Annotated in this window: 17 protein-coding genes; 15 read left to right on the top strand and 2 right to left on the bottom strand. The window is 63.6% G+C overall.

Annotated elements, in window-relative coordinates; genetic code table 11:
• Window positions 1-6: 6 nt before the first annotated feature.
• The 9 genes from NKJ08_RS21680 to NKJ08_RS21640 all read left to right on the top strand — a co-directional run bounded on the left by NKJ08_RS21680 (window position 7) and on the right by NKJ08_RS21640 (window position 7,051).
• The gene (locus NKJ08_RS21680) at window positions 7-624 is read left to right on the top strand and encodes a riboflavin synthase (RefSeq protein WP_352525298.1); all 618 of its coding nucleotides are present in this window, start codon (window positions 7-9) and stop codon (window positions 622-624) included.
• Window positions 624-848: a hypothetical protein gene (locus NKJ08_RS21675; RefSeq protein WP_352783243.1), complete on the top strand. Its 225-nt coding sequence runs from the start codon at window positions 624-626 to the stop codon at window positions 846-848. The genes NKJ08_RS21680 and NKJ08_RS21675 overlap by 1 nt, the downstream gene beginning before the upstream one ends.
• Window positions 849-874: 26 nt before the next feature.
• On the top strand, window positions 875-1,369 hold the full coding sequence (ribH, locus tag NKJ08_RS21670) for a 6,7-dimethyl-8-ribityllumazine synthase (RefSeq protein WP_352525294.1): 495 nt from the start codon (window positions 875-877) through the stop codon (window positions 1,367-1,369).
• Window positions 1,366-1,866, top strand: coding sequence for a transcription antitermination factor NusB (gene nusB, locus NKJ08_RS21665; RefSeq protein ID WP_352525293.1), 501 nt, complete (start codon window positions 1,366-1,368; stop codon window positions 1,864-1,866). The genes ribH and nusB overlap by 4 nt, the downstream gene beginning before the upstream one ends.
• A complete protein-coding gene (locus NKJ08_RS21660; protein ID WP_352525292.1) occupies window positions 1,863-3,080 on the top strand; it encodes an MFS transporter in 1,218 nt (405 codons plus the stop codon). Before nusB ends, NKJ08_RS21660 begins: the two co-directional genes overlap by 4 nt.
• A gap of 159 nt (window positions 3,081-3,239) precedes the next feature.
• On the top strand, window positions 3,240-4,151 hold the full coding sequence (osmF, locus tag NKJ08_RS21655) for a glycine betaine ABC transporter substrate-binding protein OsmF (protein ID WP_352525290.1): 912 nt from the start codon (window positions 3,240-3,242) through the stop codon (window positions 4,149-4,151).
• 43 nt (window positions 4,152-4,194) lie between these two features.
• Window positions 4,195-5,370 (top strand): ABC transporter permease, encoded by a 1,176-nt coding sequence (locus NKJ08_RS21650; protein WP_352783238.1) that lies wholly within the window; start codon window positions 4,195-4,197, stop codon window positions 5,368-5,370.
• Window positions 5,367-6,305 (top strand): ABC transporter ATP-binding protein, encoded by a 939-nt coding sequence (locus NKJ08_RS21645; RefSeq protein WP_352525286.1) that lies wholly within the window; start codon window positions 5,367-5,369, stop codon window positions 6,303-6,305. The genes NKJ08_RS21650 and NKJ08_RS21645 overlap by 4 nt, the downstream gene beginning before the upstream one ends.
• On the top strand, window positions 6,302-7,051 hold the full coding sequence (locus NKJ08_RS21640) for an ABC transporter permease (RefSeq protein WP_352525284.1): 750 nt from the start codon (window positions 6,302-6,304) through the stop codon (window positions 7,049-7,051). The genes NKJ08_RS21645 and NKJ08_RS21640 overlap by 4 nt, the downstream gene beginning before the upstream one ends.
• A gap of 24 nt (window positions 7,052-7,075) precedes the next feature.
• Here the strand turns inward: NKJ08_RS21640 and NKJ08_RS21635 are convergent, their stop codons facing one another.
• Window positions 7,076-7,213 (bottom strand): hypothetical protein, encoded by a 138-nt coding sequence (locus NKJ08_RS21635; RefSeq protein WP_352783235.1) that lies wholly within the window; start codon window positions 7,211-7,213, stop codon window positions 7,076-7,078.
• Between the two features lie 171 nt (window positions 7,214-7,384).
• Between NKJ08_RS21635 and NKJ08_RS21630 the strand changes: the two genes are divergently transcribed.
• Both NKJ08_RS21630 and NKJ08_RS21625 read left to right on the top strand, forming a co-directional pair.
• Complete coding sequence (locus NKJ08_RS21630; protein ID WP_352783233.1) at window positions 7,385-7,885, top strand: DUF2165 family protein; 501 nt, start codon at window positions 7,385-7,387, stop codon at window positions 7,883-7,885.
• A gap of 254 nt (window positions 7,886-8,139) precedes the next feature.
• Complete coding sequence (locus NKJ08_RS21625; protein WP_352525279.1) at window positions 8,140-10,281, top strand: sodium-translocating pyrophosphatase; 2,142 nt, start codon at window positions 8,140-8,142, stop codon at window positions 10,279-10,281.
• Between the two features lie 123 nt (window positions 10,282-10,404).
• Here the strand turns inward: NKJ08_RS21625 and NKJ08_RS21620 are convergent, their stop codons facing one another.
• The gene (locus NKJ08_RS21620; RefSeq protein WP_352525278.1) at window positions 10,405-10,938 is read right to left on the bottom strand and encodes an outer membrane protein assembly factor BamE; all 534 of its coding nucleotides are present in this window, start codon (window positions 10,936-10,938) and stop codon (window positions 10,405-10,407) included.
• Between the two features lie 113 nt (window positions 10,939-11,051).
• On the opposite strand from NKJ08_RS21620, the gene NKJ08_RS21615 reads away from it, so the two are divergent.
• The 4 genes from NKJ08_RS21615 to NKJ08_RS21600 form a co-directional block, all read left to right on the top strand.
• Entirely contained in the window at window positions 11,052-11,609 is a 558-nt protein-coding gene (locus NKJ08_RS21615; RefSeq protein ID WP_352525277.1) for a ubiquinol-cytochrome C chaperone family protein, read from the top strand.
• A 22-nt stretch (window positions 11,610-11,631) separates the two neighbouring features.
• Window positions 11,632-12,180: a YceD family protein gene (locus NKJ08_RS21610; RefSeq protein ID WP_352525275.1), complete on the top strand. Its 549-nt coding sequence runs from the start codon at window positions 11,632-11,634 to the stop codon at window positions 12,178-12,180.
• A gap of 123 nt (window positions 12,181-12,303) precedes the next feature.
• Complete coding sequence (gene plsX / locus NKJ08_RS21605) at window positions 12,304-13,374, top strand: phosphate acyltransferase PlsX (RefSeq protein ID WP_352525273.1); 1,071 nt, start codon at window positions 12,304-12,306, stop codon at window positions 13,372-13,374.
• 9 nt (window positions 13,375-13,383) lie between these two features.
• Window positions 13,384-14,368 (top strand): beta-ketoacyl-ACP synthase III (locus NKJ08_RS21600; RefSeq protein ID WP_352783229.1); only part of this gene is annotated, 985 nt, incomplete at its 3' end.

Below are 14,368 nucleotides of genomic sequence, written 5' to 3'. Positions count from 1 at the left end.
AAGCCGATGTTTACTGGGATCGTCACCGACGTCGGCACTGTCGCTGCCGTGAAGCCGCTCAGGGAAGGCGTCGGTTTGCGCATCGACACCGCCTACGATCCGCAGACCATTGCTATCGGCGCCTCGATTTCCTGCGGCGGCGTCTGCCTGACGGTCACCGCATTGCCGGAAGATGGCGCCAACGCACGCTGGTTCGAGGTCGAGGCCTGGGAAGAGGCCCTCAGGCTGACCACCGCGATGGGCTGGAAATCCGGCACGCGTATCAACCTGGAACGTGCGCTGAAGATCGGCGACGAGCTTGGCGGCCATATCGTGTCCGGCCATGTCGACGGCATGGCCGAGATCGTGGCGCGCAAGGAAGAGGGCGACGCCGTTCGCTTCACCCTGGAAGCACCGCGCGACCTCGCCAAATTCATCGCCCCCAAGGGTTCCGTCGCGCTCGACGGCACTTCGCTCACTGTCAACAAGGTCGAAGGCACCCGCTTCGACGTGCTGTTGATCCACCATTCGCTGACCGTCACCACCTGGGGCGAGCGACAGGTCGGCGACCGCGTCAACCTCGAGATCGACACCATGGCCCGCTACGCGGCGCGACTGGTGGAGGCGGCGAAGGAGGGGCTTTGATGGACAAGAGCGGACGGACTTCCAACCTGGAGGAGCAACTGACGCGCGGGGCAATGGCCGATGTGGACGTCGGCCGTGTGATTGATCACCGGTTGGTACAGGCTTGGGCTTCGAGCCTCGGTACCAGTCATCCGCTTCAGGTGCCGCGCTGGGAACAAGACAGTTCCGCAGACCTTTCCACCTTCGGCAATCTTCCGCTTGCGATCAAACCGGCTTCGGCCTAAGTCACCGGCGATCCCCGGAGACATCTATGGCTGGCACCTCCCAACACGGCAAAGCGTTCATCCGTCCGAAGAAGAAAGCGCACCTTCTTGTCATCGAGGCGCGATTTCACGACGATCTTGCCGACGCGCTGCTCGAAGGTGCGACCAGCGCGCTCGACGAAGCGGGCGCGACATACGATGTCGTCACCGTTCCTGGCTCGCTCGAAATCCCGGCGGTGATTTCCTTCGCGCTCGACGGCGCCTCCGAAGGCGGGACGAGCTATGACGGTTTCGTCGCCCTCGGCACGGTGATCCGCGGCGACACCTATCATTTCGATATCGTCGCCAATGAATCCAGCCGTGCGCTGATGGACCTGTCCGTGCAGGACTCGATCTGCATCGGCAACGGCATCCTGACCACCGAAAACGACGAACAGGCCTGGACGCGGGCCAGGCGTTCGGAAGGCGACAAGGGCGGCTTTGCAGCGCGTGCGGCGCTGACCATGATTGCGCTCAAGCAGCAGTTGGGAGAGCGATCGTGAGCGAACCCGCTTCGCCCGGCCAGCCTGCGGTTCGCCACGCCAACAAGCGCGGTGCTGCCCGACTGGCCGCCGTACAGGCGCTCTACCAGATGGATGTCGCCGGCAGCGGCGTGTTTGAGACTACCGCCGAATACGAGGCGTTCAGGCTCGGCAAGGAAGTCGATGGCGCGCTCTATCGCGAAGCCGATGCGCAATGGTTTCGCGCCATTCTTGCCGGCGTCGTCGAGCACCAGAAGACCATCGATCCGATCATCCGCCAGGCGCTGACCGAGGACTGGCCGCTGTCGAGGCTCGATTCGACGTTGCGCGCCATATTGCGCGCCGGCGTCTACGAGCTGATGAAGCGCGAGGACGTGCCGGTGGCGGTCATCGTCTCCGAATATGTCGACATCGCCAAGGCATTTTACGAGGAAGACGAGCCGAAACTGGTCAATGCGGTGCTTGATCGCGTGTCGCGCCGGGTGCGTGGCGAGGGCCGCGGCAAGGACGCCTCATGACTGCTGTCGTCGCCGTTGAGGCGGGCAAGGAAGCGCGTCGCACCGCCTTCATCCTCGCAGCCTCGCAGGCGATCATCGGCTCGGCCGCACCCATCGCCATTTCCATGGGCGGATTGGCCGGGCAGTACCTGCTCGATGCTGACAAGTCGCTGGCAACCGCGCCGATCACCGGTTTCAATGTCGGCGTGGCGCTCGGTTCCCTGCCGGCCGCGGCGATCATCCGCCGGCTCGGCCAGCGCGACGGCTTCATGACCGGCACAGCGGTCACGGCGCTTGGCGGGCTGGTCGCCACGCTGGCGCTGTTTCATGCCAGCTTCTGGCTATTCGCTTTCGGCTTGGCCGTGATCGGCATCGGGGGCGCCTTCGTCCAGCAGTTCCGCTTTGCCGCCGCCGACAATGCGCCGCCTGAATTCAAGGCGCGCGCCATCTCCTTCGTGCTGGCCGGCGGCATCGTCACCGCCATCCTTGGGCCGCAGATCGTCATCTTCACCGGCGACCTGTTCTCGCCGGTGAAGTTTGCCGGCTCGTTTGCGTCCATCCTGGTGCTGGCGGCGGTTGGCGCCGCCATTCTCTCTTTGTTGCGCATCCCGGCCAAGGCAACCGACAAGGTGGAAATCGCCGACAGCGACGCCCGGCCGCTCTCGGAAATCGTCACCAGGCCGCGCTTCGTCGCGGCGCTGTTTTGCGCCGTCGGCAGCTACGCGCTGATGAGCTTCGTCATGACCGGCGCGCCGCTGGCCATGGTCGGCTGCGGCCTGTCGACGGACGACGCCACGCTCGGCATTTCCTGGCATGTGATGGCGATGTTCGCGCCGAGCTTCTTCACGGGGTCGCTGATCTATCGCTTCGGCGCTGAGCGGATCGTGGCCATCGGCCTGGTGCTGCTGATTGGCTGCGCCATAGTGGCGCTGTCAGGGTTGGCACTGTGGCAGTTCTGGACGGCGCTGATCCTGCTCGGCCTTGGCTGGAACTTCAGCTTCATCGGTGCCACCGCCATGGTGGCCGACAGCTACCAGTCATCCGAAAAAGGCAAGGTCCAGGGGTTCCACGATTTCGTCCTGTTCGGCTCCGTTGCCTTCGCCTCGCTGATGTCGGGGGCGGTCTACAATGCCTGGGGCTGGGAGATGTTGAACTGGATGATTTTCCCGGTCGTCGTGCTGTGCTTCGTGGCACTGGGCGTGTTGAAGATGACGGGTTTGCGCGCGGCCAACTGACGTCACGCTGTCGGGACGAGGCAACAGCGGAGTCACTCGCATCCGAACAAAATTATTGCGCCCATCCCCCTTCTTATGAAACCGTGTACCCCGACGGGGCATCGAAGCCATGCTCATATGCGGCAGCCGTATTCCGGTTCACAGCAAGGGATTTGTGAGATGTTTTCAATCAGGGTTCTGGCCGGCGCTGTACTAGCGCTCGGAATTGCGTTGGCCTCGGCGAGTGCCCAGGTGGTGGTGTCGTCGAAGATCGACACCGAGGGCGGCGTACTCGGCAATATCATCCAACTGGTGCTGAACGCCAACAATATCCAGACCACCGACCGCATCCAGCTCGGCGGCACACCTGTGGTGCGCAAGGCGATTACAGCCGGCGAGATAGACATCTATCCGGAATACACCGGCAACGCCGCCTTCTTCTTCGAGAAGGCCGACGATCCGGTGTGGAAAGATGCCGCCAAGGCCTACGAGACTGCCAAGAAGCTCGACTACGACGCTAACAAGATCGTCTGGCTGTCACCGTCACCGGCCAACAACACCTGGGCGATCGCCCTGCGCAAGGAAGTCGCCGATACCAACAAGCTCGTCACCCTCTCCGACTTCGGCAAATACGTCTCGGGCGGCGGCAAGGTGGTGCTGGCGGCCTCTGCCGAGTTCGTCAATTCGGCGGCCGCGCTGCCCGCTTTCCAGAAGACCTATGGCTTCACGCTGAAGCCGGACCAGTTGATCACGCTGTCGGGCGGCGATACGGCGGCGACCATTGCCGCTGCGGCCAACCAGACCAACGGCGCCAACGCCGCCATGGTCTACGGCACCGACGGCGGCATCGCGCCCTCCGGCCTCGTCGTGCTTGAAGACGACAAGGGTGTGCAGCCGGTCTACCAGCCGGCGCCGATCATCCGCGAGGCGGTGCTGAAGGAGCATCCCGAAATCGAGACGTTGCTGAAGCCGGTCTTCGCCAAGCTCGATCTCGTCACGCTGCAGGAGTTGAATGGCCGCGTGCAGGTTGGCGGCGAGCCGGTCAAGGGCGTCGCTGAGGACTTTTTGAAAAAGAACGGCTTCCTGAAGTAAGGCGATTCCGGCGCTCCGCTTTCGAGGTGCGCCGGATCGGCCGATGGGGGAGGGCGTGCGCATCCGGTTCGACAAGCTCGGCGTGGTCATCGCGGCGATATCGGCCTATGCGGCTTTTGCGGCGCCATTCGCCACCTTCCGCGCCAATCGCATCGTACCCGGTGAGGCGCGCTCGATCCTCGAATCTTTGCCCGCGACGGTCGGTCCGCTGTTGATGGCGATTGTTGTCGCAGCGGCGCTCATTGCGCTGCTGAAAACGCCGCTTGCTTTGCGCCTCGCCGCCAGTGTGGTTGCACTTGCGGCGCTGGCGCTGCTGATCGGCTTTGCCGGCAGCTTCCTGACGCCCGCCGGCAACACCTTCGCCCGTATCTCGCCGGCTTCGGGCTTCTGGCTGCTTATCTTCGCCTTCACCCTTCTGCTCGCCGACGTGCTTACAAGGCTGAACCTGTCGCCGCAGGCACGGGTCGGCGTGCTTGTTGTCGCCGCAGCGGCGATCGGCCTGCTGCTCGTCTCGGGAAGCTGGAACAGCCTGTCGATCCTCAAGGAATATTTCAATCGCTCCGATAGTTTTTGGGCGGAAGGCTCCAAGCACGTGACGTTGGCGCTGGGTTCGCTGGCGGCTGCGGTGATTATCGGCCTGCCGCTCGGCATCCTCTGCCATCGCGTCGAGAAATTGCGGGCCGGCGTGCTCAACGTGCTGAACATCATCCAGACCATTCCTTCGATCGCGCTGTTCGGCCTCTTGATCGCACCGCTCGGCTGGGTCGCTTCGCATGTGCCGGGTGCTGCCGCGCTCGGCATTCGCGGCATCGGCACAGCGCCGGCTTTCGTCGCCCTGTTCCTCTATTCGCTGCTGCCGGTGGTGGCCAACACCGTGGTCGGCCTTGCCGGTGTGCCGCGTGCCGCCAACGACGCAGCGCGCGGCATGGGCATGACCGACCGCCAGCGGCTGTTCGACGTCGAGTTTCCGCTGGCCTTCCCGGTGATCCTCACCGGCATCCGCATCGTGCTGGTGCAGAATATCGGCCTCGCCACGATTGCCGCGTTGATCGGCGGCGGCGGCTTTGGCGTGTTCGTGTTCCAGGGCGTCGGTCAGACGGCGATGGACCTGGTGCTGCTGGGGGCCGTGCCCACGGTGGCGCTGGCCTTCGCCGCCGCCATCATCCTCGATGCAGTGATCGAAATGACCGCCAGCAAGCGCAGGGTTGAAACGGCATGATCGAGATCGAAGGCATCACCAAGCGCTACGGCGAGACGACAGTCGTCGACGACGTGTCGATAGTAGTCGAGCCGCGCAGCATCGCCGTCATCGTCGGCACCTCCGGCTCCGGCAAGACGACGCTGCTTCGCATGATCAACCGGCTGGTCGAGCCGACATCGGGCGTGATCAAGCTCGACGGCGCCGACAACCGCTCGGTGCCGGATTATGAGCTGCGTCGCAGCATCGGCTACGCCATCCAGGGCCACGGCCTGTTTCCGCATCGCACGGTGGCGCAGAATATCGCCACGGTACCGGTGTTGCTCGGCTGGGATGCCAAACGCATCAAGCTCCGTGTCGACGAGCTGATGACGCTTTACCAGCTCGACCCGGAAGCCTACGGGCCACGCTATCCGCATGAGCTTTCCGGCGGCCAGCAGCAGCGCGTCGGCGTCGCCCGCGCGCTTGCCGCGGAACCCAACGTGCTGTTGATGGATGAGCCGTTCGGCGCGCTCGATCCGATCATCCGCAACAAGGCGCAGGAGGATCTGCTGGCGATCCAGAAGCGCTTCGGCACCACCATCATCCTTGTCACCCATGACATGGAAGAGGCCGTGCATATGGGCGACAAGATCGCGGTAATGGATGGCGGCAAAGTGGTGCAATATGCCGGGCCGGCCGAGATACTGGCGAAACCGGCCAGCGCGTTTGTCGAGACCCTGGTAGGCGCCAGCGAAAAACCGTTCCGGCTGTTGTCGCTTGGCCGGGTTCGCGACGCGGTGGAAAAAGGCACGGCCGCAGGTGAGGCAATCCCCGGTGACGCCAGCCAGCGCGACGCACTGGCCGAACTCCTGTGGTCGGGCCGCCCGGCGCTGCCGGTGAAAGATACCGACGGCAAGCCGCTTGGCCGCGTCACGGTGGACGGGCTGGTTAAGCGCGCGGCGAGGCCGGCATGAAAGCCTGGCTTCCGTCGCTGCTCAGGCTTGCCCTGGTGGTGCTACTTATTGCCTTCGTCACCAATCCCGGATGGTTCGAACCGCTGCTGAAGCCGCTGACCGAGAACAACGCGCCGGTAATCTACAATCAGGGCAGCCTGTTGACGCTGACGCTGCTGCATCTGCGGACCGTGCTGATCGCGACACTGGCCGCGACCTTCGTCGCGGTCGCGCTCGCCATCCTGGTCACCAGGCCGGCCGGCGTCGAATTCCTGCCGCTGTCGCGCAGCCTGGTCAATATCGGCCAGACGTTTCCGCCGGTGGCGGTGCTGGCATTGGCGGTGCCGGCTGTCGGCTTCGGCGAGAAGCCGACGCTGATCGCACTGTTTCTCTACGGCCTGCTGCCGATCTTCGAGAATGCGCTGACCGGTCTGACCACGCTGCCGGAGAATGTAGTCGAGGCGGCGCGCGGCGCCGGCATGACCGGCTGGCAAAGGCTGGTCAAGGTCGAACTGCCGCTCAGTGCGCCGATCATCCTCGGCGGCATCCGGCTGTCGGTGGTGATCAGCCTCGCCACGGCGACCATCGGCTCGACGGTGGCGGCGAGGACACTGGGCGAGGTGATCATCGCCGGCCTGCTGTCGAACAACCTCGCCTTCATCCTGCAGGGCGGCCTGATCGTCGCCGCCCTTGCCGTGCTGATCTATGACGGGCTGTCGGCGATCGAGCGCTACACCGCGCGGCGCATGGGACGCGAGGTGGAGTAGCCTCTCGGGCAAAGTTCGTTCTTTTCAGTGGCCGCTCGAACGCGCCGGATGATCGAGCGTCAGTTCGAGCCTTGTGCCCGTCTCGCTGGTGATCCAGCGACGGCGGATGATGGCGAAATCGTGCTGTGTACCGGCTCCCACCACGGCGACAAGGTCGCCCACCAATGTCTGTCGAGATCAAGGGCTTCGACAGTCTCGGCAATGTCTTGCTTGCCGGCATAATGTCTCGCGACAGCCGTGAGCACTATGATCACTGGACTCCCCGTTGCGCGATCTTCGGGACTCGGCGATTGATGAGTGCGATGCTCCGATCTTTCAGCAGGAGTTCTTGCCATGACCGCGCGTTTCTCCAAGATCGTCATGTGTTTGTGTCTGGGGGCTTTCGCCTTCCTCGTCGCCTTTGGCAACATCACCGATTACGGCTCAAACTTCGCCTTTGTCCAGCATGTGCTGAGCATGGATACGACCTTTCCCGGCAATGCGCTGATGTACCGCTCTATCACCAGCCCAGCCTTGTGGACGACAGGCTACTGGCTGATCATCCTTGGCGAGGCGCTGACCTGCCTGCTCTATCTGATCGCCGCCTGGCAACTCTGGCAGGCGCGCAACGCCAGCGGACAGGCTTTCAATGATGCCAAGACGTTCGCCATCATAGCCGCCACCATGGGTTTCCTCGTTTGGTATTTCGGCTTCATGGTCGTTGGCGGCGAGTGGTTCGCCATGTGGCAGTCTTCGACATGGAACGGTCAGGAAGCTGCGTTCAAATTCTACATGACAATGGTGGCGGTGCTGATCTTCGTCATCCAGCCGGACCGCGACCTGCGCAAAGCCTGACCGGTCGTTCGCCGATTTCAATCGATCTAATCGGACGGCAGTGTCGAGAGGCGCGCTGCCGTCCAGCCTTTTGGGCGAAACCCGGGGTCTTTTGGGGGAAAGCCGGGCAAAAACCGAACAATATCTTGACGTTCCGAGCCCTGTTTCGCATAAGCCGCTGCGAAGGGACGGATTCCGGTTGCGGAAAATTCGTCCCCTGTCTCAACGGCCCGGGGAGGGGTTCTTTTGGGCCACCAATCGAGGAAAATTCGGCAATGACCATAATTTCAGCTGTCATCGCCTGCGGTCTGCTTTCAGTCCTTTACGCCATCTGGGCGACACGTTCGGTCCTCGCGGCCGATCAGGGCAATGCACGCATGCAGGAAATTTCCGCGGCCATCCGCGAAGGCGCGCAGGCCTATCTGGCGCGCCAGTACACCACCATCGCCATCGTCGGCGTCGTGGTCCTGCTGCTCGCCTGGTGGCTGCTTTCGATCACCGCCGCCATCGGCTTCCTGATCGGCGCCGTTCTATCGGGCGCCGCTGGCTTCATCGGCATGCACGTCTCGGTGCGCGCCAATGTGCGCACCGCGCAGGCCGCCTCCAACAGCCTTGCTGCCGGCCTTGAGATCGCCTTCAAGTCGGGCGCCATCACCGGCATGCTGGTTGCTGGCCTGGCCCTGCTTGGCGTTTCGATCTACTATTTGATCCTCACCCAATTCATGGGCCTTCAGCCCGATGACCGTGTCGTCATCGACTCGCTGGTTTCGCTCGGCTTCGGCGCCTCGCTGATCTCGATCTTTGCCCGTCTCGGCGGCGGCATCTTCACCAAGGGCGCCGACGTCGGCGGCGATCTCGTCGGCAAGGTCGAAGCCGGCATTCCCGAAGACGATCCGCGCAACCCGGCCACCATCGCCGACAATGTCGGCGATAATGTCGGCGATTGCGCCGGCATGGCCGCCGACCTGTTCGAGACCTATGCGGTAACCGTCGTCGCCACCATGGTGCTCGCCGCCATCTTCTTCGGCGGCACCGCCGTTCTCGGTGCAGCTATGCTCTATCCGCTGGCCATCTGCGGCGCCTGCATCCTGACCTCGATCGTCGGCACCTTCTTCGTCAAGCTCGGTTCCAGCGGCTCGATCATGGGCGCGCTCTACAAGGGCCTGATCGTCACCGGCCTGCTGTCGATCGTCGGCCTTGCCGTCGCCACTTCGGCATGCATCGGCTGGGGCGAGATCGGCACTGTCGCCGGCATGGCCATCACCGGCACGAACCTGTTCATCTGCGGCCTGGTCGGCCTTTTGGTAACCGGCCTGATCGTGGTGATCACCGAATATTATACCGGCACCAACAAGCGCCCGGTGAACTCGATCGCCCAGGCCTCGGTCACCGGTCACGGCACCAACGTCATCCAGGGCCTCGCGGTCTCGCTGGAATCGACGGCGTTGCCGGCGATTGTCATCGTCGGCGGCATTATCTCGACATACCAGCTTGCCGGCCTCTACGGCACGGCGATCGCGGTGACGACGATGCTTGGCCTCGCCGGCATGATCGTCGCGCTCGACGCCTTCGGCCCGGTTACCGACAATGCCGGCGGCATTGCCGAAATGGCCGGCCTGCCCAAGGAAGTGCGCCAGTCCACCGACGCGCTCGACGCGGTCGGCAACACCACCAAAGCGGTAACCAAGGGCTACGCCATCGGTTCGGCCGGACTTGGCGCGCTGGTGCTGTTCGCGGCCTACTCTAACGACCTCAAGTTCTTTGCCGCCAATGGCGACAAATACCCCTACTTCCAGGGCATGGGCGAGGTCTCCTTCGACCTCTCCAATCCTTATGTCGTCGCCGGCCTGATCTTCGGCGGCCTGATCCCGTATCTGTTCGGCGGCATCGCCATGACCGCCGTCGGCCGCGCCGCGGGTGCTATCGTCCAGGAGGTGCGCAAGCAGTTCCGCGAGGATCCGGGCATCATGGCCGGCACCTCGAAGCCGAACTATGCGCGCGCCGTCGACCTTCTGACCAAGGCAGCGATCCGGGAGATGATCGTTCCATCATTGTTGCCGGTGCTGGCGCCGCTGGTGGTCTATTTCGGCGTCCTCCTGATCTCCGGTTCGAAGGCATCCGCCTTTGCCGCCCTCGGCGCCTCGCTGCTCGGCGTCATCGTCAACGGCCTTTTCGTTGCCATCTCGATGACCTCCGGCGGCGGTGCCTGGGACAACGCCAAGAAGTCGTTCGAAGATGGCTTCGTCGACAAGGACGGCGTCAAGCACCTCAAGGGCTCCGAAGCGCACAAGGCCTCGGTGACCGGCGACACGGTTGGCGATCCCTACAAGGATACTGCTGGCCCGGCGGTCAACCCGGCGATCAAGATCACCAACATCGTCGCGCTGCTGTTGCTGGCCGTGCTCGCGCACGGCTAAGCTCGGTCGCTACGGCTCGAAACAAAAACCCGCGGGATCGCTCCCGCGGGTTTTTCATTGCCTGAGATGTGCTGCTTCCGGGGAGGGAAGAGAAAAGAAAGAAGCCGATACCGTCGGGGTGGATCAGGTGCCGCCGAGCGTGCTGCCACCGCTGCCGCCGGGAACACCGGGCGCCAGCTTGCTGGCGCCACTGATGATCTGGCTGAGGAAGTTCTGGTCCTTGCCGCCGGTCGGCGTGGTGCGCGAGATGAAGTCGAACACTTTGCCGTCCTTCAAGCCGTAATTGGCGATCTGGGTGACGCGCCCATCATCGCCGAAATAGACCGCCAGCACATGCTGGTCGACCAGCCGCGGCTTGTCGAAGGCGACATAGCGCTTGCGCGTCTGCGAAATGTAATAAAAGGCCTCGTTGTCGAAGGTCGCCTTCGTCGAGGGAGTGCCGAGCGCCAGCAGCACCTGTTCGCGGCTCGAGCCGACAGGCACCAGGTCGATCGCCTGCTGGTCGATGACGTAGCCCTGCGTCAGCGTCTCGCTGGGATTGAGATCGCCGATCATCTTGGACGAATTGCAGGCGGAAAGCGCCGCAGCGATCACCAGCAGCGAAACCGCACCGGCGGGCCTGGGCAGGAAAGTCGACTTGAATTTCAGCGCGTGCAACTACAACTCCATAAGCTGGCCGCAACTTGCGCTGGGCCGCAAAACCGGTAAACCAGCTTGCTTGCCGATGCAACAAGGCCACTTCAACAAACGGTCCCGGGAGACCACCCTCAATGTTCCAGCGCCTCTTTGGCCGCGAACGTCATGCCAACCGCGCCATCACCGAGGCGCTTTACGCACAAATCGTGGCGGCGGCGCGGCAGACGGTGTTTTATTCCGACTGGAACGTGCCGGACACGCCGCTTGGCCGCTTCGAGATGCTGTCGTTGCATATGTTCCTGTTCCAGCACCGGCTGCGCGGCGAGGGCGGTGCTGCGGCAGAGGTTGCGCAGGTGCTGATCGACGAGTTCTTCATGGATGTCGAACATTCTCTGCGGGAACTGGGCATCGGCGACGTCGGCGTGCCGAAGCGCATGCGGAAACTGGCGAAGATGTTCTACGGCCGCACCGCCGCCTATGACGATGCGCTGAAACGAAATGACCATGATGCACTTGCCACCGCCCTTGCCCGCAATGTCAGGCCCGATGCCGGCGTCTGGCCGCAGGCATCGCAGCTGGCACTCTATGCCGCCGATGCATCAAGGCAACTCACGGAACAGCCGACTGAATCGATCGTTTCCGGCACGGTGGCATTTCCCGTGGCCAACTCTGAGCGAAGGCGGACTGAGTGAAGGCGGCGCAGTGGAGGCGAAGATGAAACATCCTGATACCCACAGCCCAGTGTCCTTCCTGGCAAATGTCGCCCGGCTGCCGCAAAAGGGGCTGCCGGTGGTGATCGACGCCGACGCCGGGCAGCGCGCCGTGCTGGCCGTCGAGCACGAGCTGCTTTCGGTCGAGAACTATCGCGCCGAACTCCTGGTCGAGCCGTGGAAGCGCAATGGGGTGAAAGTCAGCGGCCATGTCGAGGCCGATATAACGCAGGCCTGCATCATCACCCTCGACCCGGTCCAGGCGCATATCGACGAGCCGGTCGAGGCGCTGTTCCTGCCGGAACACTCCAAGCTCGGGCGGCAAGGTTTCGACAGTGGCGGTGAGATCCTGCTCGACGCCGAAGGGCCGGACAGCCCGGAAACGTTTTCCGGCGACGCGATCGACGTCGGGGCGCTTGCCGAGCAGTTCTTTGGCTTGGCGATCGATCCCTATCCGCGCAAGTCGGGTGTGTCGCTGGAGGCTGCCGGCGATGCCGAGCCTGTGGAGAATGAATTCCAGCAAAAGCTCAGATCACTGCTGGGAAAATCCTGATAGCTGACCCAATTTGAGAAAAGTTGGTTGTGCGGCAGCCCAAAACCGTTATTTTCGCCGAACCTTCGCGAGCCCCGTACCCTGGCAAGCCCGCTGGCCAAGCAACCGTGAGATGAACACCGCGTGATCAGGATTTCCATCGATGCCATGGGCGGCGATCACGGGCCAAGCGTGGTCATCCCGGCGCTCATGACCGTCGCCACCCGCCGTCCGGATATACGCTTCGTCATCTATGGGCGTGAAGAAGTGGTAAGGCCCGAACTCGCCAAATTCCCCAAGCTGGCGGAAGTGAGCGAGTTCATCCACTGCGAGATCGCGGTCAGGATGGACGACAAGCCGAGCCAGGCGCTGCGCCATGGCCGCTGGAAATCATCGATGTGGAAAGCCGTCGAGGCGGTCAAGGCAGGCACTGCCGACGCCTGCATCTCGGCCGGCAATACCGGCGCGCTGATGGCGATGTCCAGATTCTGCCTTCGCACCATGGCGACCATCGACCGCCCGGCGATCGCGGCGCTCTGGCCGACATTGCGCGGTGAAAGCGTCGTGCTTGACGTCGGCGCCACCATCGGTGCGGATGCGCATCAACTGGTTGATTTTGCCATTCTGGGCACCGGCATGGCGCGCTCGGTTTTCGGCATCGAACGGCCGAGCGTCGGCCTGCTCAATGTCGGCGTCGAGGAGATCAAGGGTCAGGAGGAGGTCAAGGAGGCGGGTCGTATGCTGCGCGAGGCCAACATGGCCTCGATGAACTACCATGGCTTTGTCGAGGGTGACGACATCGGCAAGGGCACTGTCGACGTCGTCGTTACCGAAGGATTTGCCGGCAATATCGCGCTCAAGACGGCGGAAGGCACGGTCAGGCAGATCGCCGGCTATCTGCGCGCGGCGATGAACCGGACGCTGATGGCCAGGATCGGCTATGTCTTCGCCAAGACCGCCTTCGATCGCCTGCGCGAGAAGATGGATGTCGGCCGCTCCAATGGCGGCGTCTTCCTGGGATTGAACGGCATCGTGGTGAAAAGCCATGGCGGGGCTGATTCGGATGGCTTCGCGGCGGCGATCGAGCTTGGCTACGACATGGTGCGCAACAATCTGCTTGACCGCATCGAGGCTGATCTCGACCTGTTCCACGCACGCAATCCGAATGCCCAGACAATCCGGAAATCCGACGTCGTCATCGACGCAAAGGAATAGGAAAGAGCATTGATCAGATCAGTCGTGCGCGGCACGGGCGCCGCGCTGCCCCGCCGCATCATGAAGAATGCCGACTTCGAAGGCATGGTCGAGACCTCAGACGAGTGGATCGTCCAGCGCACCGGCATTCGCCAGCGCCACATCGCGGCCGACGACGAGACGACGGCCTCGCTGGGCGAGGCGGCCGCGCGCGCAGCCCTCGACAGCGCCGGCCTGACTGCAGCCGACATCGATTTGATCGTGCTGGCGACCTCCACGCCCAACAACACCTTTCCCGCGACCGCGGTCGAGATCCAGAACCGGCTCGGCATGCACCACGGTTTTGCCTTCGACCTGCAGGCGGTCTGCTCGGGCTTCGTCTATGCGGTGACGACCGCCGACCTCTATATCCGCGGCGGCTTGGCCAGACGGGTGCTGGTGATCGGCTCGGAAACGTTTTCGCGGATTCTCGACTGGAACGACCGCTCGACCTGCGTTTTGTTCGGCGACGGCGCCGGCGCAATGGTGCTGGAAGCAGGCGCTGGGGCAGGCGGCATCGCCGACCGAGGCGTTCTGGCGGCCAGCCTGCGCTCCGACGGCATCCACAAGGACAAGCTTTTCGTCGACGGTGGGCCGTCGACCACCGGAACGGTAGGGCATCTCCGGATGGAGGGCCGCGAAGTGTTCAAGCATGCGGTCGGCATGATCACCGACGTCATCGAGGCGACGTTCGCACAGGCCGGCATCAGCGCCGCCGATCTCGACTGGTTCGTGCCGCATCAAGCCAATAAACGAATTATTGATGCTTCGGCCAAAAAGCTCGGGATAGAGGAGCGGAAGGTGGTGGTGACCGTCGATTTGCACGGTAACACCTCGGCTGCTTCCGTGCCGCTGGCACTGTCCGGGGGGGGGCCCGCCCGGCGCCGGCCCAAGGGTGGGGGGGGGGGGGGGGGGGGGGGGGGGGGGGGGGGGGGGCGGGGGGGGGGGGGGTGTGTGGCAGAGACACCCCCCCCCG

The sequence above is a fragment of the Mesorhizobium sp. M0244 genome (assembly GCF_040321795.1).
In the GTDB taxonomy this organism is placed as follows: domain Bacteria; phylum Pseudomonadota; class Alphaproteobacteria; order Rhizobiales; family Rhizobiaceae; genus Mesorhizobium.
This window is presented reverse-complemented; position numbering and strand designations above follow the sequence as displayed.

What these genes read in the sequence shown, in the direction of transcription:
- NKJ08_RS21680 (WP_352525298.1), top strand. Translation starts at nt 7, where the DNA reads ATGTTTACTGGGATCGTCACCGACGTCGGCACTGTCGCTGCCGTGAAG.
- NKJ08_RS21675 (WP_352783243.1), top strand. Translation starts at nt 624, where the DNA reads ATGGACAAGAGCGGACGGACTTCCAACCTGGAGGAGCAACTGACGCGC.
- ribH (WP_352525294.1), top strand. Translation starts at nt 875, where the DNA reads ATGGCTGGCACCTCCCAACACGGCAAAGCGTTCATCCGTCCGAAGAAG.
- NKJ08_RS21660 (WP_352525292.1), top strand. Translation starts at nt 1,863, where the DNA reads ATGACTGCTGTCGTCGCCGTTGAGGCGGGCAAGGAAGCGCGTCGCACC.
- osmF (WP_352525290.1), top strand. Translation starts at nt 3,240, where the DNA reads ATGTTTTCAATCAGGGTTCTGGCCGGCGCTGTACTAGCGCTCGGAATT.
- NKJ08_RS21650 (WP_352783238.1), top strand. Translation starts at nt 4,195, where the DNA reads ATGGGGGAGGGCGTGCGCATCCGGTTCGACAAGCTCGGCGTGGTCATC.
- NKJ08_RS21645 (WP_352525286.1), top strand. Translation starts at nt 5,367, where the DNA reads ATGATCGAGATCGAAGGCATCACCAAGCGCTACGGCGAGACGACAGTC.
- NKJ08_RS21640 (WP_352525284.1), top strand. Translation starts at nt 6,302, where the DNA reads ATGAAAGCCTGGCTTCCGTCGCTGCTCAGGCTTGCCCTGGTGGTGCTA.
- NKJ08_RS21630 (WP_352783233.1), top strand. Translation starts at nt 7,385, where the DNA reads ATGACCGCGCGTTTCTCCAAGATCGTCATGTGTTTGTGTCTGGGGGCT.
- NKJ08_RS21625 (WP_352525279.1), top strand. Translation starts at nt 8,140, where the DNA reads ATGACCATAATTTCAGCTGTCATCGCCTGCGGTCTGCTTTCAGTCCTT.
- NKJ08_RS21615 (WP_352525277.1), top strand. Translation starts at nt 11,052, where the DNA reads ATGTTCCAGCGCCTCTTTGGCCGCGAACGTCATGCCAACCGCGCCATC.
- NKJ08_RS21610 (WP_352525275.1), top strand. Translation starts at nt 11,632, where the DNA reads ATGAAACATCCTGATACCCACAGCCCAGTGTCCTTCCTGGCAAATGTC.